Origin of the sequence: Lentzea sp. NPDC059081, from assembly GCF_042738015.1 — a bacterium.
Taxonomy (GTDB): Bacteria; Actinomycetota; Actinomycetes; order Mycobacteriales; family Pseudonocardiaceae; genus Lentzea.
In genome coordinates this window covers 15,121-32,665 of the sequence record NZ_JBHYGW010000051.1, presented here as the reverse complement: position 1 = coordinate 32,665, position 17,545 = coordinate 15,121, and the positions used below count along the sequence as shown (strand labels likewise).

General features: G+C 70.4%; 22 protein-coding genes. 2 read left to right on the top strand and 20 right to left on the bottom strand.

What is annotated here, in order from left to right; translation table 11 throughout:
- Positions 1 to 106: 106 nt before the first annotated feature.
- The gene (locus ACFWV3_RS44715) at positions 107 to 667 is read left to right on the top strand and encodes an MmpS family transport accessory protein (RefSeq protein ID WP_382420290.1); all 561 of its coding nucleotides are present in this window, start codon (positions 107 to 109) and stop codon (positions 665 to 667) included.
- A 15-nt stretch (positions 668 to 682) separates the two neighbouring features.
- Positions 683 to 883 carry a hypothetical protein gene (locus tag ACFWV3_RS44710; protein ID WP_382420288.1) on the top strand — a complete coding sequence of 67 codons (201 nt, stop codon included), beginning with the start codon at positions 683 to 685 and terminating at the stop codon, positions 881 to 883.
- 58 nt (positions 884 to 941) lie between these two features.
- Here ACFWV3_RS44710 and ACFWV3_RS44705 read toward each other — a convergent pair whose 3' ends face one another.
- The 20 genes from ACFWV3_RS44705 to ACFWV3_RS44610 all read right to left on the bottom strand — a co-directional run bounded on the left by ACFWV3_RS44705 (position 942) and on the right by ACFWV3_RS44610 (position 17,536).
- Positions 942 to 2,015 (bottom strand): hypothetical protein, encoded by a 1,074-nt coding sequence (locus ACFWV3_RS44705; protein ID WP_382420286.1) that lies wholly within the window; start codon positions 2,013 to 2,015, stop codon positions 942 to 944.
- A 3-nt stretch (positions 2,016 to 2,018) separates the two neighbouring features.
- Positions 2,019 to 2,312, bottom strand: coding sequence for a hypothetical protein (locus tag ACFWV3_RS44700; protein WP_382420284.1), 294 nt, complete (start codon positions 2,310 to 2,312; stop codon positions 2,019 to 2,021).
- Complete coding sequence (locus ACFWV3_RS44695; protein ID WP_382420282.1) at positions 2,312 to 3,190, bottom strand: hypothetical protein; 879 nt, start codon at positions 3,188 to 3,190, stop codon at positions 2,312 to 2,314. Before ACFWV3_RS44695 ends, ACFWV3_RS44700 begins: the two co-directional genes overlap by 1 nt.
- Positions 3,191 to 3,196: 6 nt before the next feature.
- Entirely contained in the window at positions 3,197 to 3,511 is a 315-nt protein-coding gene (locus ACFWV3_RS44690; protein ID WP_382420280.1) for a hypothetical protein, read from the bottom strand.
- A 33-nt stretch (positions 3,512 to 3,544) separates the two neighbouring features.
- Positions 3,545 to 3,982, bottom strand: coding sequence for a hypothetical protein (locus ACFWV3_RS44685; protein WP_382420278.1), 438 nt, complete (start codon positions 3,980 to 3,982; stop codon positions 3,545 to 3,547).
- Positions 3,983 to 3,992: 10 nt separating this feature from the next.
- Complete coding sequence (locus tag ACFWV3_RS44680; protein ID WP_382420276.1) at positions 3,993 to 6,746, bottom strand: hypothetical protein; 2,754 nt, start codon at positions 6,744 to 6,746, stop codon at positions 3,993 to 3,995.
- A 3-nt stretch (positions 6,747 to 6,749) separates the two neighbouring features.
- Positions 6,750 to 9,473, bottom strand: coding sequence for a hypothetical protein (locus ACFWV3_RS44675; protein WP_382420274.1), 2,724 nt, complete (start codon positions 9,471 to 9,473; stop codon positions 6,750 to 6,752).
- Positions 9,474 to 9,575: 102 nt separating this feature from the next.
- Positions 9,576 to 10,031 (bottom strand): hypothetical protein, encoded by a 456-nt coding sequence (locus tag ACFWV3_RS44670; protein WP_382420272.1) that lies wholly within the window; start codon positions 10,029 to 10,031, stop codon positions 9,576 to 9,578.
- 7 nt (positions 10,032 to 10,038) lie between these two features.
- Entirely contained in the window at positions 10,039 to 10,527 is a 489-nt protein-coding gene (locus ACFWV3_RS44665; protein WP_382420270.1) for a hypothetical protein, read from the bottom strand.
- A 96-nt stretch (positions 10,528 to 10,623) separates the two neighbouring features.
- A complete protein-coding gene (locus ACFWV3_RS44660) occupies positions 10,624 to 11,025 on the bottom strand; it encodes a hypothetical protein (RefSeq protein ID WP_382420268.1) in 402 nt (133 codons plus the stop codon).
- A gap of 20 nt (positions 11,026 to 11,045) precedes the next feature.
- Positions 11,046 to 11,780, bottom strand: coding sequence for a hypothetical protein (locus tag ACFWV3_RS44655; protein WP_382420266.1), 735 nt, complete (start codon positions 11,778 to 11,780; stop codon positions 11,046 to 11,048).
- A 2-nt stretch (positions 11,781 to 11,782) separates the two neighbouring features.
- Complete coding sequence (locus ACFWV3_RS44650; protein WP_382420264.1) at positions 11,783 to 12,196, bottom strand: hypothetical protein; 414 nt, start codon at positions 12,194 to 12,196, stop codon at positions 11,783 to 11,785.
- 36 nt (positions 12,197 to 12,232) lie between these two features.
- Positions 12,233 to 12,562, bottom strand: coding sequence for a hypothetical protein (locus tag ACFWV3_RS44645; RefSeq protein ID WP_382420262.1), 330 nt, complete (start codon positions 12,560 to 12,562; stop codon positions 12,233 to 12,235).
- Between the two features lie 12 nt (positions 12,563 to 12,574).
- Positions 12,575 to 12,802: a hypothetical protein gene (locus ACFWV3_RS44640; protein WP_382420260.1), complete on the bottom strand. Its 228-nt coding sequence runs from the start codon at positions 12,800 to 12,802 to the stop codon at positions 12,575 to 12,577.
- Between the two features lie 12 nt (positions 12,803 to 12,814).
- A complete protein-coding gene (locus ACFWV3_RS44635) occupies positions 12,815 to 13,408 on the bottom strand; it encodes a phage gp6-like head-tail connector protein (protein ID WP_382420258.1) in 594 nt (197 codons plus the stop codon).
- A gap of 2 nt (positions 13,409 to 13,410) precedes the next feature.
- On the bottom strand, positions 13,411 to 13,713 hold the full coding sequence (locus tag ACFWV3_RS44630) for a hypothetical protein (RefSeq protein ID WP_382420256.1): 303 nt from the start codon (positions 13,711 to 13,713) through the stop codon (positions 13,411 to 13,413).
- Between the two features lie 76 nt (positions 13,714 to 13,789).
- The gene (locus tag ACFWV3_RS44625; RefSeq protein ID WP_382420254.1) at positions 13,790 to 15,196 is read right to left on the bottom strand and encodes a phage major capsid protein; all 1,407 of its coding nucleotides are present in this window, start codon (positions 15,194 to 15,196) and stop codon (positions 13,790 to 13,792) included.
- Between the two features lie 143 nt (positions 15,197 to 15,339).
- Positions 15,340 to 16,164, bottom strand: a complete 825-nt coding sequence (locus ACFWV3_RS44620; protein WP_382420252.1) for an HK97 family phage prohead protease — start codon at positions 16,162 to 16,164, stop codon at positions 15,340 to 15,342.
- On the bottom strand, positions 16,161 to 17,327 hold the full coding sequence (locus ACFWV3_RS44615; RefSeq protein WP_382420250.1) for a phage portal protein: 1,167 nt from the start codon (positions 17,325 to 17,327) through the stop codon (positions 16,161 to 16,163). The genes ACFWV3_RS44620 and ACFWV3_RS44615 overlap by 4 nt, the downstream gene beginning before the upstream one ends.
- Positions 17,324 to 17,536 carry a hypothetical protein gene (locus ACFWV3_RS44610; RefSeq protein ID WP_382420248.1) on the bottom strand — a complete coding sequence of 71 codons (213 nt, stop codon included), beginning with the start codon at positions 17,534 to 17,536 and terminating at the stop codon, positions 17,324 to 17,326. Before ACFWV3_RS44610 ends, ACFWV3_RS44615 begins: the two co-directional genes overlap by 4 nt.
- Positions 17,537 to 17,545: the final 9 nt, after the last annotated feature.

The following is a 17,545-nucleotide window of genomic DNA, read 5'->3' as shown; positions in this document are numbered from 1 at the left end:
CGCCGCGCGAGTGGACAGTTTGTGGACAACTTGCCGACTCGCGTAACGCCTCGTTCCTGTTGCCCGACTACCCGACCGACCCGCCCAGTCCAGGAGGAATCCGACGATGTCCCAGCCGCCCAGCCCGCAGCCGTACGCCCAGCCGTACCAGCAGCAGCCCTACGGCGGCGCGCCGCAGCCGCCCAAGAAGAAGAGCAAGGCGCCGCTCGTGATCGGCATCATCGCCGCTTTCGTCGTCCTGCTCGTGATCGGCGCGGCCCTCGGCGGTGGAGGGACGACCGGCAACGTGGCGAACACGCCGGCGGCGCAGCAGCCCGCGGTCCAGCCGCCGGCCGCGCAGCCGCCCGCCGCCGAGCAGCCTGCGGCCTCGGACAAGATCACCGTCGTGTACGAGGTCACCGGTGCCGGCACGGCGACGAGCATCACCTACAACTCCGACGGCGTGGCCAGCACCGAGCAGCTGCAGGACGTCAAGCTGCCGTGGTCGAAGACGATCGAGATGGAGAAGGGCAAGGCGTTCGCGGCGGTCCTGCTCGCCCAGGCCGGAGCGGGCACGCCGGAGATCTCGGCGAAGATCACCGCGAACGGCAAGCCGTTGAAGGACGGCAAGTCGGCCGGCCAGTACGCCGTGGTCAACGTGACCGGCGACTTGTTCAGCGTGAAGTAGGAGCACCCCACCTCGATGGACGCCAACGTCATCGCCATCCTGGCGCTCGCCGCGGACTGGTTCGCACAGGCCGTGTTCGTCCCGGCATGGGACCGGCTCACCGCGTCGGCCGCGTGGCTGGCCGAACACCCCGACCTGATCGTCGCAACGGCGGTCGGCGGCTTCGCGATCGCCTACTACGACAAGCTGATCGCCTGGGTGAAGCCGCAGCCCTGAAACGCCGAACAACGGCCCCCGCACACCAACACGGTGTGCGGGGGCCGTTGTCGTTGGGTCAGCCGGGCGTGACGCCGATGCAGAAGTCGAGGTAGTCCACCGCGCCGGTGAGGTCGAGCGTGGCGCCGGGTGCCGCGACGCCGTCGACGCGCACAGTGGTGCGGCGGTCGGCAGGGTTGGCGACCCAGCCCTCGACGTTGGTGTCGGCGAACAACATGTTCGGGCCGGCCGCGCACGTCGAGTGCGCGGTGACCCAGACGCCGGACCCGGTCACCGCGGCGGCCGCGGTGAGCGCCACGTTCCGCCACACCTGGGCGGACCCGGTCGTGAGCGCGGCCGCGACGTCCCCGCTCGTGCCGAGCCGCGTGAGGTCGGCCTGGTAGACGGAGAACTCGACCGCACCGGGCCCGATCGCGAGCGCCTGCAGGGGGAACTTGACGCCGCCGAGCAGCGTGCCCGTGGGGACGGGCAGCCAGAACGCGTAGAGCCGCGACGCGGTCAGCGCGATCGTCTTCGGCTCTGCGTCGGACAGGTCGTGCGGGGTCATCGTCATGGCCACGCAACCCCACCTGCGCGCGGGGCTGACCGCGGCCAGGCCCGGCACGGTCGGCGCGGCCGCGGTGCCGGACAGCTCGCCGGCCAGCCGCACCACGCCCTTGGTCAACGTCGTGGCGTCGGGGGTGGAGCCGCCGGAGGCCTCGGGCAGGTTGGCCGCGGGAACCTTGCCGTCGGCGCCCAGCGGAGCGAGGCCGTTGACCGCGCCCCGTTCGGCGCGGGCGAGGTACAGCGACGGCAGGTCCGGGTCGGTCGGGTCGAGCGTGACCGGGTCGACGAGGCAGTCGACGAGCTTCACAGGCGCGACGGACACCGGCGCCACGAACGCGCGCGCCACGGTGGTGCCGGCCACCCGCAGGACGTAGTAGGAGTCGGGCCCAGCGATCTCCGACTGCGGCGTGACCGTGAACGACACGAGTCCGGTCTCGTCGGACTCCGCGATCACCGCGTCGATGATCTCGCCGGTCTTGGCGGTCAGCCACAGGCCGGCACCGGCGAGGGTGACCGTGCAGCGGCGGCGCGGCACACCGGTCTGACCGGGGCCGTACAGGTAGTGCCGCACCTCCACTGTGGACACAGGTCAGTTCCCTTCCTTCTTGCGCGGCCGTGCCGCGAACCAGTCGACGACCTCGGACACCTGCTGCCGTTCGTCGTCGGTGAGCGGCCGCTCGTCGACGGGTGACGCGGCCGCGGCACCGGGCAGGAGGTAGGCGACGCCGACGGTGACGAGCACGCCGATCGCGCCGGCGACCGCGGCCGGTGGCGTCAGCGGCGTGAGGTCGTCGACGAGCCACAGCACGATCGTCGTGACCGCGCCGGCCACGCCGCCGCCCATCACCTTGGGCGAGGGCTTCCAGTCGGGTGCGTCGCTCATCAGGCGCCTGTGCCCCTGCGCAAGGCCTCGCGCACGGCGCCGACGGTCTCCTCGAAGGTGAGCCCGTCGGCCGGCACGTCCTTGAGCGCGCCCAGCACCGCGGCGATGAGGGGGCCCGTGATCGCGGCCTCGTCGACGTCGGGCACCTGGGCGCCGGGCTCGTCGGCGATGTAGTCCAGGCGCCAGTCGTCGACGTCGCGCGCGGTCGTGCCCATCAGCCCGGCGACCACGTCGGCGACTTCCACGTTCGGAACCCACCACTTCGACCGCGTGACCGAGGTGATCGTGACGACGTAGATGCGGCCGGTGTCCCTGCCGCGCAGCAGATGCGTTCCCACGTTCAGCTCCTCCGTTGTGGCACCGCCGCCGGGCGGGTGCTCGTCGACGCCGGGCCAGTAGTCCGCGACCCAGCTTTCGTCCCAGTGCCCCGTCGTATGCCACGGCTTGTCGAGCGGGTTGCCCAGTGGCGTCGAGGGGTGGGCGTACTGCTTCCCGATGGACCCGTCCGGGATCTCGGGCACGCCGTCGTAGTTCGCGACGAGCCAGTGCGGCTCGGGCACGCCGGCACGTTGGAACGCCCTGCGGCACGGACCCCAGTCGTTCATCTGGTTGATGTAGATCGTGGGGTCGTAGCCGTCGCGTCGAGCGCGTTGCACCCACGGCACGGCGTTCTCGACGGGCCAGATGCAGCCCGCTTCGACGTCACCGACCTGGGCGGTGACGGCGCCGATCGCCGAGCAGGTGACCTGCTGGGCGTGCTTGAACCGGTCGCGTCCTGCCTGCGACCACTTGTAGATCCCGTCCACGTACACGAGCACCATCTGCGCGTGGTCGGGGATCGCGAACGGGTTGACGCTGTCGTACATCAAGCGCGGCATGATGCTTCACCCTCCCAACAGTTTCGTGACGACGGAGCCGATGACTCCGCCGCCGCCGGCGGCGAACCCGGCGATCAGCCAGCGGGCGCGTTCGACGCTGCGCAGCCGCGTCTCGTGGTCCTGCACGTCGGTCGCCAGTTCGGCGCTGTCCTCGCGCTGTTCGAGTGCGCGCAGCCGCTCCTCGTGGTCGGGAATGATCTTGGTCAGTTCCCGCACGTCGCCGCGCATCTCGGTCACGGACAGGTGTGTTGCCTTGACTTCCGCGTACAGCTCGGCCGGGGTGATGACGACCGAGCCGGGCGGGATCTGTGACTGGTCCACAAGGAACCCCCTCACGGTGGAGTCCGATGTGGACTATGAGATTCCGTTGCCGGAGATGGAGAGCTTGCTGTGCGTGCTGAAGATCGTCACCAGGTTGGAGGTGCCGGTCTTGTACGCGCGCAGCTTGATCGTGTGCGAGCCGACCGAGCCGAGGGTGATCGTCCACGTTTTGGCGACCGGTATGCGGTTGGAGCCGGACACCTTGAAGTTGACGTCACCGGATGCGTCGACGCCGTCGACGACGAGCCTGCCGAACAGGAAGTCGGTCGCGCCGGTGATCTCGGCGTCCAGCGAGGCGGTGACCTTGACCTTGGTGTTGGCCTGGGTTGTGGTGAGGGTGATCGATGCGCCAGGCACGTCGGCCGTGCTGGTGAGGACCGTCAAGTCGCTGGAGACGGTTGCTTCCAGGTCGACGCGGGTGATGCGGTTGAGCGCGGCCGCGGTGACACGGCTGCCGGATGCGAACGGCAACGGACCTCCTTCAGGCGAAGTTGACCGGGTCGGCGACGTGCACCTCGGCGCCGGCGGCGTGGGCTTTGGTGTTGCCCGCGAGGTTGAGCCCGCGACCCGAGGTGGCGACGGTGAACGTCTGCGGTGACGAGCTGCCGCTGATCGAGGAGATCCGGATCCGCTCCCCGCCGATCTTGATCTCCAATGGGAAGTCCGCGGGGTCGGTCGTCCACAGGTCCCCGGCGTCCGCTGTGGACACCTGGAACGACATGGCCGCCGCGCTGATGCCGCTGGTGAGCGTGGACGATCCGGAGTCGATCAGCCCGTACACCGGGTCGTCGGCGACCAGCACCCGGTAGGGGCTCGAGGGCACCGCGTTGGCCTCGATCTTGTGGTCGAACGGGCCGAGGGTCTCGGTGTAGCCGGGCACGAGCTGGGAGATCTGGTCGTAGATCCCGACGCTGGACAGGTTGTCGACGGTGATCCGGTCGCCCAGGTCGAGGCTCAGGGCGCCGGCGACCAGCGTGGTGTTGGTCGAGACGTGCGGCCCGGCGAGGTCGATGGCGATGGTGGGGATGCGGTACTCGTCGACGGTGCCCAGCGCGAGCAGCCACCCGGCGATGTTGGGCAGCTGCCAGTCGTAGGCGCAGTTGACGTCGATCGCGCTGTCGTAGCGGCCGGCGCCGTTGGGCGGGTCGAGCACCGACATCGGTCCTGTGTTCTGCACGGTCCGGTAGGAGGTGCCACCGGCCCGCCGCGCGGTGATGTCGTTCAAGGTGTATCGGTCGTCGTCGGTGGGCTTGAACGGCGGGGCGAGCTGCATGGCCGCGTAGTCGATCGCCGCGGTGGCGGACTGGTTGCACATGGACAGCCGGGTGCGGTACTTCAGCGCGAGGGTGCCGCGCGACTCGCCGAGGATGCCGAGGTCGACGTCGGCGCATTCGCTGAGCAGGTCCAGCAGAGTGGCGGACAGCTGCGGGCCCATCCGGGCGTCGTCGTCCTTCTCGCCGTTGATCGCGACCGGCACGCCTTCCTCCGCGCACAGCCGCACGATCCGGTCGGTGGCCGTCTCACCGTTGAAGGCGGAGAGCTGGCTGTTGAGCGCGAACAGGTCGGTGACCGCGGTCTCGACCGTGCAGTGCCCGAGCGCGGTGCCGTTGAGGTTGCTGCCGAGCGAGAAGTCGATCTGCCGCACCGCGCTGGTGGTCTGACCGGCCAGGGTGCCGGAGATGTACGACGCGAACGAGGCCCCCACTTCCAGCGTCGACACCTGGTAGTCGACGTTCGCCCCGTTCTGGCTGAGCTGCACCGAGACCCGCAGGTTGCGGTTGGGGATGTTGAAGCCCATCCCGTTGTTGAGGACCAGGCCGGCACTGGTGTAGGCGAGCAACCGCAGGCCGCCGGTGCCGGTGGTGGCCAGGTCCCAGTAGGCGATGGTGCCGCTGGTCCAGATACGGCAGATCACCGTGTTGTCGGGCAGCGACGTCTCGGGGGTGTGCATCACCCATCGCACCTGCACCTGGTTGGTGGCGGTGTAGGGCTGGACCGGGCCGCGCCAGAGCGCCGCCCGCAGCGTCGGCAACGGCTGTGAGGCATCGAAGCCGCTGTAGGACGCGAGGGACTGGTCTCCGCTGATGCTCATCGGCGGGGCGTCGGGCAGCGCGGACGCCAGCGACGTCGCGCCGCGTTCGTCCTCCATCGGCCAGTACGCCACCAGGTTGGGCAGCGAGGGGATCGAGCGCCGCAGCGTCGAGCGCAGCGGGCTCGCTCCCTGGCCGAGGCGTCGCATGATGCCGGCGGCGTCGACGGGCATCCGGCGGTCGACCTCGGCCAGGTCCCACTCCGGCGGCCACGACGAGATCTCCCCGGCGAACCTGTTGGACCGCACGGTGAAGTCGCTGTAGCTGAACACCACCGGCACGTCGGTGTTGCCGCTCGCGACACCCGAGCGGACACCGACCCAGCCCTTGACGGGCACACCGGTGACGTTGCCCTCCACGTGCCAGCCCAGCGGCTCACCGGTCGACTTCGCGACCGTGGAGCTCACCGGCCACACCTTCGCCCGCACGGCCGTGCCTTCGGCCTGGACCCGCACGCGCAGCTTCTGCGCGGCGCTGTGGGTCAGTCCCGGCACGGTCACCGTCGAGGAGTACGACGTGCCGGTGGCGTGCATGATCTTGATCGTCACGGCCTCCGCCGTGGTGATCACCAGACGCACCATCACGTAGTCGGTCGTCGAGGTGCCGCGCACGACGATGTTGCACGGCTCGATGTCGGCGCCGGTGATGTCGCCGTCGGACAGCGTGAGGGTCACCGCGACGTCGACGTCGCGGTGCACGACGCCGGCCAGGTAGGAGACCCGGAAGCCGTTCGCGGTGCCGATGGTGTGCTTGCCCGCGCCGCCGCTGACCGCGAAGTCAGCGGCGGATCCGGTGCCGTTGAAGAACTGCGACCAGGCCTCGCCGTGCGAGCTCGTGCCCCACCCGTTGCTGACCGTCCGGCCGGCGCACGTGTCGGCCGCCAGGTCGGCGCGCGAGACCCGCAGCGGGGTGTTGCGGCCCAGCACGCCGTAGTTGGGGGACAACGGGTTGCGGCGGTTGTACTTGTCGCTGCTGTTGTCGAGCGTGAGTGTGCAGCGCGCCGGCGGGACGGTGCGGTCCTGCGACGCGCTGCCGTGCTGGATCCGCACCTCGTTGCCGACGCGCACGTCGTCGGTGACCTCGACCCACCGGTCGCGGATGAACAGCTCCGTGGCCAGGTCGAGCTGGGTGTCTGGGAAGGCCACGGGTCACCGCCTTCCGCCGAGGACGAGCTGCACGTCGCCGCCCCGTGCCGAGACGACCCGCTGCAGCAGCTCGACGAGCAGGTCGTCCAGGCGGGCGCCGCCGGAGTCGATGCGCAGCACCAGGGGCTGCCCGGCTCCGGAGCGGGCCGAGGACGCGCCCTGCAGCGTGGCGTTGGTGACCGCACCGCTGGGCGGAGCGGCCATAGTGGACACCATCTGCTCGACGGCCAGGCCGATCGGGGAGCTGCCGACGTCGGCGAGCTTGGCGGTGATGCCCCCGACGTAGCCCCACAGCGCGGACTCCTGCGACTTCAGCCCGCCGAGCAGGCCCTGCATGATCGCCTTACCGGCCGGGGTCAGCAGCACCAGGTCGACCGGCAGCGGGCCCTTGAGCGAGGCGATCTTGTCGCCGATGCCGGACACGAAGTCGTAGACCGAGCCGATCGCGGACTTGATCCCGCGCAGCAGACCGTCGACGACCGCCCTGCCTGCCCGCCCGAGGAGGTTGTTCAGGTCGCCGAGCGCGCTCAGGATGCGGCCGGGGATGGAGCTCACGAACGACCAGATGCCGGCTGCGGCGCTGACCGTCGCCGACACCGCGGCGTTCCAGGCCGCCGAGGCCCAGCCGATCAGCATCCCGCCCAGCGACTGCAGCCCGGCGAGGATCCGGCCGGGCAGCCCGACCAGCCACGCCCACAGCGACTGCGCGAGGCCGATCGTCGTGTCGCGCGCCAGGGTCCAGGCGTTGGCGGCCCACTGCACGAGCAGGCCGGCCAGCGTCACGACCGCGTTCGCGATCATGCCCGGCAGGTTGATCAGCCAGGTGACGATTGCGACGGCGCCGTTGATCACCGCGTTGAGCGTCCAGGTGAACGCCGCGACGAAGAGGTCGACCAGCGTCTGACCGAGGAACATCAGGCCCTGGCCGATCCAGTACGGCAGAACGATGATCCCGGCGATCACCCACTGCACGCCTTCCAGGACCGCGCTTACGGCCGCCTGAAAGGCGTTGTAGAACGCCAACCCCAGCACGGCAGGCAGGGACGCCAGCCACGAGCCGACGCGCCCAGGAAGCCCGGAGATCCACGACACGAAGCCCGACCACGCACTCTGGGCGGCGTCGCCGGCCGAGGAGAACCAGCCGCCGATCATCGACGGCAGGTTGCCCAGCCACGCGACCGCACGCTGGATCCAGTCGACCGCGCCGCCGATCGCCGAGCCGATCGCGGCGAACGCACCGGGGACCTTGGCCGCGAACTGCAGGATCGCCGATGAGGCCGAGCCGCTGAACGCCGTCGCGAGCGCGGCGATCTTGGTCGTGACCGTGGTGAGCGCCGGCGCGATCAGCCCGACGAACTTCGCCGCGAGCTCGGCCGCCAGCACCAGCAGCGGCGCCAGCGCGGTGACGAGCGCGATCAACGGCTCCTGCAGCGTGACGAACAACGGCACGAGCGGCAGGGCCGCGTCGAGCAGCTGCAGCAGTGCCGGAGACAAGGCGGTCAGCACCTGCAGAAGCGCCCCGCCCAGGGTCTCGGCGAAACGGCCGATCACCGGCACCAGCGGGACGATCACCCCGGCGAGCTTGACCAGCGCCTCACCCGCGAACCGCGCGACCACCTGCAGGATCTGCAGCACGATCGGCGCGAGCGCGGTCAGCACCGGCACCAGTCCGGACGCCAGCGCCACCACGACCTGAGCCACCACCGGCGCCAGGCCCAGCAGCGGCGCCAGCAGCTGCGCGAGCGCGGGCACCAGCGGCTGCAGCACGGTCAGCAGCTGCGCGACGTACGGCATCAGCTGCGCCAGCGTCTGACCCACCGAGCCGAGCAGCGTGGCCAGGCCGCCGCCGGCCGCGGACAGCAGCCCGCCGAGCGCCGTGACCACCGGACCGAGCGCGGCCGCCACCTGCAGCAGCACGGGGGAGAGTGCGGTCAGCACCGGCACCAGGGCGCCGACCAGGGCGCTGACCAGCTGCGCGATCAACGGCAGCAGCACCTCGGCGATCGGGCCGCCGACCTGGCCGAGCGTGCCGATCAGCAGACCGAGCGGGCCGAGGATGCCGGCGATGAGCACGCCCAGCGCGGAGAACGCCGCGCCGGCACCGTGCGCACCGGCGGCCGCCCCGGCAAAGAACGAGCTCAGCCCGCCGCCGACGTCGGCCAGCAGGTTGCGCAGCCCGTCGAACACCGGGAACGCCGCCTGCGTCGCGGCGACCAGGCCGGGCATGAGGTTGACCGCGAGCCCGGTCAGGCCCTCGGTCAACGCCATGACCAGCGGCCCGAGCGCGCCGAAGATCTGGGACAGCTGCGGCAGGATCTGGTTGAACGACTTCCCGATCTCGCCTGCCACCCGGACGAAGATCGGGACGAGCGGAGCCGCCGCCTCCGCGAGCTTGGACTTGATGTCGCTGCCCAAGTTCGTGAAGGCGGCCTTGACTTGCTCGTTCTCCTTGAGCGCCAACGCGCCTATGCCGATGAACGCCAGCGGCACCGCCGCCAGCGCTCCACCGGCCACCAGCGCGCCGGCCACCGCGGCGGCACCGACCATGCCGAACTGCTTGGCCAGCGCGCCCAGCGCGGCGACACCGCGCGCGGACATCTGCCCGGTCTCGACGCTGACCTGCCGCAGCACCGCCGCGGTGGCCAGCGCCGAGGCGCGGATCTTGGCAAGGACCTTGCTGACACCGTCTCGCGAGAGCAGGTTGAACAGCAGGCTCGTGTCGCCCAACGGGGTCACCCCCGTTCACGACCAGTGGCTAGCGGTTCTTCTCGGCTTGACGGCGCAGTTCGTCGATCGCGTCACACGCGGCCAGGAACACCGGCAGCGGCATCAACGCTTGGGCTTCGAGCCCGATCCCGAACTCCCGCGCGATCGAGAGGCAGTACGCCTTTCGCTTCTGTTCAGTTGGGCTTTTCCCGCGGTGCCCTCCGGGGCCGTGGCGAGCTCGGCGTCGATGTGCGCGAGCACCGCGGCGGGCAGGCTCTTGTCCTGCGCGGCCTTGTCCCGCAGCTGCTGCAGCTCGGTCTTGTCGAACTCGCACTCCAGCTCGCCGACCTTGAAGTCGGGAGTGTCGGCGTAGAGCAGCGTCGGGTGTTCGGCCCGCATCAGGTGCCACAGCAGGACCCGGCGGGCGCGGATGCCACCGGAGAACACGGCGACGAGGAACTGGTCCCACGGCTCGCCGTAGGCCCGCTCGACCTCCTCGGCCTGCGACGCGGTGACCTCCGACGCCGCGAACTCCCACTGCTGAACGTCGCCGTCGTCGGGCGAATAGGTGACGAACATGGCGGTGTCACACCTTCCTGCGTAGGCGCGCCTCGGCGCGCTGGATCACGCCGCGCAGTTCGCGGCGGTACTTCTTGCGGTCCTTGCGGGTCGTGTCGTCGAACCAGCCCGGCTTGCCGTCCTGGTGCACGGTCACGTCCGGGTTGTTGATCGACGGGTGGTTCCAGCCCGAGCGGGCGTTGAGCCGCTTGGGCGCGTTGCGGAACTTCCGCAGCTTCGGCGTCTTCTTGGCGCGCAGCACGGCGCCGGGGTACCGGCCGTTGGTCTTGATCTGCACCATGACCTTCTGCGCCACCGCGGTGCGCAGCTTCGGGCCGGCGTGCCCGCGGCTGGGCATCGACTTGATCGCCGCGCGCGCGGCGTTGCGCGTCGGGTTGAGCACGGCCCGCGACGTCTTCACCAGGTCCTTGCGGAGCTCCTTGCCGTCCTCCTCGGACTTCAGGGCCCGAGCCAGGTCCCGCAACCGGCGCTCGTCGACGGACAGCTCCACCACCACGTCGTCACCCCCTGCTACTGGAAAGCGAAACGCTTCAAGCGGTTTCGAGTAGGGGCACGGCCCGCCGCACCTCTCGCAGTACGGCGGGCCGTGGGCTCAGGCGGTGGCGCGGGTGATCGCGCCGGACGTCGGGTACTCGACGTCGACCGTGGCGACGTCGCCGACGTTGCCGGAGATCGGCGTCCACTTCTTGATCAGGACGCTGCCGGTGTACTTCGGGTTCGAGGTGCCGACGACCGCGTTGTCCAGGCGCACCTCGAACGCCACGACCGTGCCCAGCAGCGGCCACATGATCGAGTCGATCGCGGCCGCCGCGACGTCCTGCAGGAACCCGGCGGACAGCGACCCCTTCTTGAGACCACCCTTGACCTCGACCCAGCCCAGGGAGGCGAACGTCGTGACGTCCTTCTCCTCGACCTCGGCCACGAGCTCGATCTTGTTGGTGTGGTCCGACATGTTGGTGCCGGCCAGGCTCAGGTACGACGCAGTCAAGATCATCGTTGCCATTGGGAATTACCTCACTTCACGCCGAAGCTGACGACGAACAAGAACGACGGGGTGGTGCCCGTGATCGTCCACTTGGGACGGAACCAGTTGTCGGTGATCGCGCCGCCGATCCGCTTGAGCTGACCGCCCACCGCGGTGGCGGCGTCGAACGTGATCCGGCTGGTGGGCGAGGCGAACGAGTTGCTGTCGTCCGACTCGATCTCCACGGTGATCGTCGGCGTCGACGTGCCCGCGATCGACAGCACGTGCAGGCCCGCGTAGAGGTACTGGGCCGCCCCGACGGCGCCGAGCTGCTGGCCGGTGCCGGTGCCGGTCGCGGTGCGCGCGGTGCCGGGCGGGTGCGCGACCAGGCCGCGCGCCAGCGGCCAGGACCCCTTGCCGCTCATCGACCAGGGCGCGATCTCGCCGACCTGGTCGCCGAGCGAGTACTTGCCCTGCATGGCCTTGGTCAGCCATGCCAGCGAGCCGACCGCGGCACCGTCCGGGCACACCGACAGGGCACCGACGCCGCCGAGCGAGGCGAACAGCTCGTCGTCGACGAACCCGCGGCCGCCGGCCTCCCACTGCCCGCCTGCCTCGATCTCGGTCTTGGCCAGGCCGCCGCGGACCTCCGTCCACCCGCCGGAGCCCATGTTCGTGCGGTCCTTCGCCTCGACCTCGGCGTCGAACTTGACGGTGTTCGAGACGCCGGTCGCGTCCAGGCCGCCGGTGAACACGCGGGCGTTGGTGATGACGAAACTGCCCACGATCAGTCCCCCCTTCCGATGACGCGCACGAGCCAGTCGGCGCCGTAGTAGGTGTCGGTGCCGTGCTCGTACTGGCCCATGCCGCGCACGGACATCACCTGCAGTGACTCGCACGCGCCGCCGAGGGTCTTGTCGGCCTCGATCGCGGCCTTGACCGACTTCGGGCCCGAGCCCTTCATGTACTCCTGCAAGGCTTTCTGCCCGCTGCGGTCGTTCGCGCGGGACACGAGCAGACGGCAGATCACCGGGTTGAAGTCGTCGCGGCCGCGGCCGAACGACAGGTCGTAGCTGATCTCCAGCTCGACGCAGTAGAACGTCGGCGGGCTGATCAGGTCGGGCATGTACGCGTGCGTGCGCAGGCCCTCGATGGTGTCGGCGCGGTCGGCGAGTCCTTGGAACACCGCTGCGACGTCCACGGATCCGCCTCCTTTCTGGTGGCGGACGGGGAAGTGCTACGGCTGCTCGGGTAGCTGGCCGGTCTCGTCGAACCAGCGGCCGCCGCCCTCTGCGGCGAGCAGGCACGGCGCGAGCGCCTCGCGGATCGCGTTGTACGCGCGGTAACTGTCGATGTACACGTCGGTCACGGTGAGGCCACGCAGGCCCTGCTGCGTTCTCGGCGTGATCACCAGCACGGTGCTGCTGCCCGCCAGATAGACGCCCTCGGCGCGCCGCACGGCCGTCACCAAGCCCCGCCAGCGGGACTCGATCAGCAACTGGCCGCGCACGATCGTGTCGGCCAGCACGAGGACCAGCAGCGGCTCGGACGTGGGTTGCTCCAGCATCGCGGCCGCTCCCTACTGGCGGGTGCGCACGGCGACGCGGACGGCGCAGTCCTTGGCCTCGACGAGCTTGTCGAGCGCGAACACCAGTTGCCGGTGGTCAGGAAGCTGCTCGAGCAACTGCGCGCCGAGGTCGTGGAACGGCTTGCTGACCGCCTGCAGGTGCGGCGGCAGGTGGTCGTAGTCGAGGCTCGCGGCCGCGTCGGCGACGGCGGGCCAGCGGCCGGTGGTGTCGATCATCATCACTTCCTCGGGTCAGCCGAAGCCCGGCAGCGTGACCGGGTCCAGCAGGTCCTTGACGTCGGGGTCCAGGCGCGCCACGCGCAGCGGTCCCCACTCGCTCGTGGCGACGACGCCCTCGGGGCTGTCCTTGCGCCGGAACAGGCGGCCGGCCTGGATCAGGCACGCCTGCTCGACGCTCTCGGGGATCGACGGCCAGCCGTGCACCGACGTGACCCGGACGCGCTGCCACTGGTAGCAGGGCCACATGGTCGGGTGCAGCAACGAGGTGATCGGCTTGCCGTCGGCAACGGCGTTGTCCGGGCCGGTGATCCACCCGGACACCGCCGTCCAGCTGCCGGTCGAGCCGACCTCGACGACCAGCCCGTCCTCGGTGGCGATGTCGTCGACGAGCAGCTCGTGCCACCCGTCCGATGTCCACAGCAGACGTCCCGCCGTGCGGTAGGTGCGCTGCGTGACCGTGTCGGCGCGGCCGAACGTGCGCCCGGTCTTGTCGTCGATCGCCTTCGACGCGGCGAGGATCGCGCGGTCCAGGCCGTCGTCGTCCACGTCGTCGCCGATCTTGAGCGAGATCTTCAGCGCCTCACGGGAGATGTAGGCCGTGGTCATGCTCAGGCCCGCGTCTGCTGCCGGTTCTTGGCCGCGGACGTCGCACCCTTGGGCGGGTCGGCCGGCGGGTCGACGGGCGGGTTCTCCGGGTCGACGGGCGTCTCGTCGGAGGCCGCGTCCTTGGCCGGCTTGGCGCCGCGCAGCCGCAGCTGCTCGTCGACCTGGGCGATGCGGCGGCGCATCGCGGCCTTGACCGCGTCGTCCGTCGCGCCGGCCTCGCGCTGCACGTAGCCGACGCGCTCGTGCTGCAGCGCGGCGATCATGCCGTCGTTGACGTCGTCCTTGGTGACCTTCGGCTCTTCCATGTCGAACTCGCTTTCGTTGCGGGAGAAGGGAAAGGGGAGCCGCTCCGCCAAGCGGCTCCCCTTCGGCCGGGACGGATCAGACGCCGGTGTAGGTCGGCGTCACCAGGCCGGTGCCCGAGATCTTGCGGGCGTGCGCGTAGCGCTGGTGCGTGAACGCGTAGTAGCCGTAGACCACCAGCAGGATGCCGAGGCTCGCGGCCTTGGCCTGCTCGGCGCGGATCAGCAGCGGCGCGTTCGGGTCCTCCCAGAGGTGGAACTCGTTCTTGTCGCCGAGGTAGATCTCGTCCTCGTTGGTGCCCGCGCCGAGGTTGGTGGCGATGTTGTTGTCGACGATCACCGGCGTGCCGTTGGGCAGGACACCGCGCACACCCGAGCCGTAGCGCTCGGCGTAGTTGGCGCCGATCGTCTTCTCGACGATGCCGGGCTGGGAGATGATCGGCCACTTCGTGCTCATCGCGTTCTGCAGGTGGTACCAGCGACGCGAGTGCATGACGGCGATGTTCTCGCCGGAGGCCATGTCGAGCAGCGCGCCCTCGACACCGGCCAGGCCCTCGATGATCTTCGGGTACAGCTCCTCCACCGTCGGCGACGCGTCGGTGTAGGTGACCGCCGTGGCGACGTTGGTCAGACCGGTGGACGCCAGGTTGATGGTCTTGTTGTCGACGTTGGCGTGGTACCGCTTGTAGAGGTCCTCGATGATCGTGTCGTCGACGTGGATGCCACGCTCGGCACCCTGCCGGGACACGGTCTGCTGACCGGCCGCGGTGCGGACGTTGATCGTCAGCAGCGTGTCGTCGTAGTCCTGCTCGGCGACGGCGGCGTTCTCCGACGCCTGGTCGTCGACGGACGTGCCGGTCGTGCCGCGGCCGAGGTTCACGGTCATGCCGGTGGGCGGCAGGTCGTGGTGACGGCACGCGTCGGCGAACGGCCGGCCCGCCGTCGCCATCGGCGCGAACATGTCGACCAGGTACTGCGGCACGACCAAGCCCGCGAACGCACCCGTGCCGACCGCGCGCTGCTGGGCGCCGGTGACGGCGACGCGGCGCTCGACGACCTCTTCCTGGCTGTGCCGCGCGAGGCGCTCCTTGGCCTCGAAGTCGCCGAGGAACGAGGAGACGACGTCCCGCGCGAAGTCGACGCCCTTGGGGTCGGTGTCCGGGCGGTACGTGCGCTCCTCGGCGCCGACGCGCGCGACCTGGTCGTGGGCACGCTTCGGCTTCTCGGCGCCGGGGTTGACCTCGCGGGCGAGCCGGTCCGCGGCGTCGTCGCGGGCCTTCTCCTCCTCGAGCTCCTTGACGCGGAGCTGCATCTGGTCGAGCTCGGCGTCGAGGCCGGTCTTCTGAGCGCGGAGCTCCTCGACCTTCGCCTCGTCGATGGTGTCGGCCGCGCGCAGCTCGGTGAGCTGAGTCGCGATGCCGTTGCGCTGCTCCAGCTTGGTGGCCATCTGGCCCCGGAGCTGCGCGATGAGCTGATCGAGCGTCATGGTGACCCTCGTCCTCTCTCCCGCGCTGGGCGGGGGTTTCGGTGTTGGTGATGGCCCTGCGGACAGCAGGCAGCGACACCCAGGCCAGGCACGTGGCGCGGCGCGGGTGGTCGTCGTGCGCGAAGCAGCAGGGGGAAAGCGCGTCAGATGACGCGCAGGCGCACGTCCTCGTCGGTGATGAGGGCGCGCTTCGCCTGGGACGCCGGGGCGCTCAGGCGGGCTGTGAGGGCCGCGAGCGCGGCCTTGGCGGTGTCGTCGTCCAGGCCGCGCAGCACGGCGTCGACGTCCACTCCGGAACGCAGGCCGGAACCGGCGGTGTGCGGGCTGGCGCCGTAGCCGACGATTGCCACGTCGCCGCGGTGAATGTCGACCTCTTCGATGTGGTACTCCATCCAGTCCGGAGACCACGAGCCACGCGTGATCCCGAACTTGAACGACATCTCGTCGATCAGCCCGCTGCGCAGCTTCGGCACGATGTAGTCGACGTCGCGGTCGTTCGGGTCGAGCTTGGGCGCCAGGACCCGCAGGCCGTGGTCGTCCTCGGCCAGCTCCAGCGACCCGTTGGTCGTGCGGGCGATGCGCCGCAAGTCCTGGTGCTGCAGCACCAACGGCGTGTCCAGGTCCTCTCGTGCGAGCGTGGTGCCGAACGCGCCGGGCGTCACCTTCTCGGTGTACGGGCCGAACATGTCCCACATCTCGTAGGCCGCGTCGGTCACCGAGGCGTAGCCGTCGAACACCAGCAGCCCGGCGGCGTCGTCGCTGGCGCGCAGCGACAGGTCACGGATGCGCGAGGTGACTCGTGCCGGGGCCATCGACTCCTCGGCGTTGCGCCGCTGCCTCGGCCGGTCCGCCGGCGCGCGGTACGCCACGGCGCCGCCGGCGGCGCGCTGCGCCTGGCGCTCGTGCGCGGCCGCGGCATGCATCTCCCGCCGGGACAGGCCGGCGAGCCACGGGGCTGCATCCTTCATGACGTCGCTCCTGTTCCTGCGGTGGGCTTGGTGCCGGGGCGGCCGAACACCCGGTCGAACTCGGCGTACTGCTCGTCGGTGTAGGGCGGCAGGTTGTCGATCGCGCGCGCCTCGGACGGGGTGATCAGGCGGTCCTTGACCTTCTGGCCCAGGACCTTCGCGCGGGTCTCGGGGTCCATCCGCAGGATCGCGTCGCTGTTGAGCTTCACGAACCGCGGAGTCGCGACCATGCGCGTGAGGCCGGCTTCGCGGCGCACCACGACCGGCCCCAGATTCATGATGATCAGCTGCAGGTTGCGCTGGCTGATCGAGGCGTAGGTGAGCGATCCACTCTGGACAGCGGCCTCGATCAGGTCGACCGGGCAGCCGTAGTAGCGGGCGATGTCGGCGATGCTCGCGTTCTGCATGTCCAGCCACGCCGCGTCGGCGCTGGTGGACGAGAGCGCCTTGAGCTCCCAGTCCGAGCCGTGCACGAACACATCGCCCGCCGCCACCGTGGCCTTGTACATCTTCTTGATCTCGCCGGCCTGCGTCGGGTTGATCGTCTTCGCGGTGTTCTTCAGCGCCGCTGCGGGGATCGCGCCACCGCCGAACCAGTCGAGGCTGAACCGCTGCGCGGACAGGTACTGGTTGATCGACCACGCCGCGTACATCGTCGGCGACATCCCGAGCGGGTTGCCCGACCGCGGGTACTGCCGTTCGTGCCAGATCTGGTGCGGCTCGTAGTCCTTGCCCTCGATCTTCCAGCCGGTGATGTCGGAACCCTTGCCGCGCACCGACACCGTGGACAGGTCCTGCAGCTCGATGCGCGCGGGCAGCCCCAGGCCGTCGACGGCGGTGATGATGCCGACCACGTTGCCGTTGCCGTCCAGGTCGTCCTGGCTCATCCACAGCCACTCGTGCATCTCGACCTTGGCGCCGCCGGGAGCGAGCAGCACGGGCGGCTTGGGCACCTCGACCTGAATGCCGCCGACCATCCGGTAGGCGTCCACGGGCATCGTCGAGAGCAGGTCGGCCCGCAGCCGCCGGCACGCCCACACGGCGCTGTGCCGCCGCGCGGTGTCGTCGGTGACCACGGTGCCGGTCGCGCGTGCGTGCGTGCGGTCGCCGAGCAACTGCGGCGCATCGGGCATCGGCATGCCACGACTGGTGAACAGGCTCACCGGCCACCCCCGCGCAGCCGCTTCCACCACGCCGGCGCCGAGCTCGGCTCACCGATCCACACGATCGCCCGCGACCCGGCGCCGAGCACCAGGCCGCCGAGCGCGGCCGCCGCCCACCCGATGAGCGGGAACACCGCGGCCGCCACTCCGAACGCCACCAGCAGCAACGCCGCCAAGTCGAGCAGCGTCGTGATCAGCTCGCGCGACATCTGGCCCCC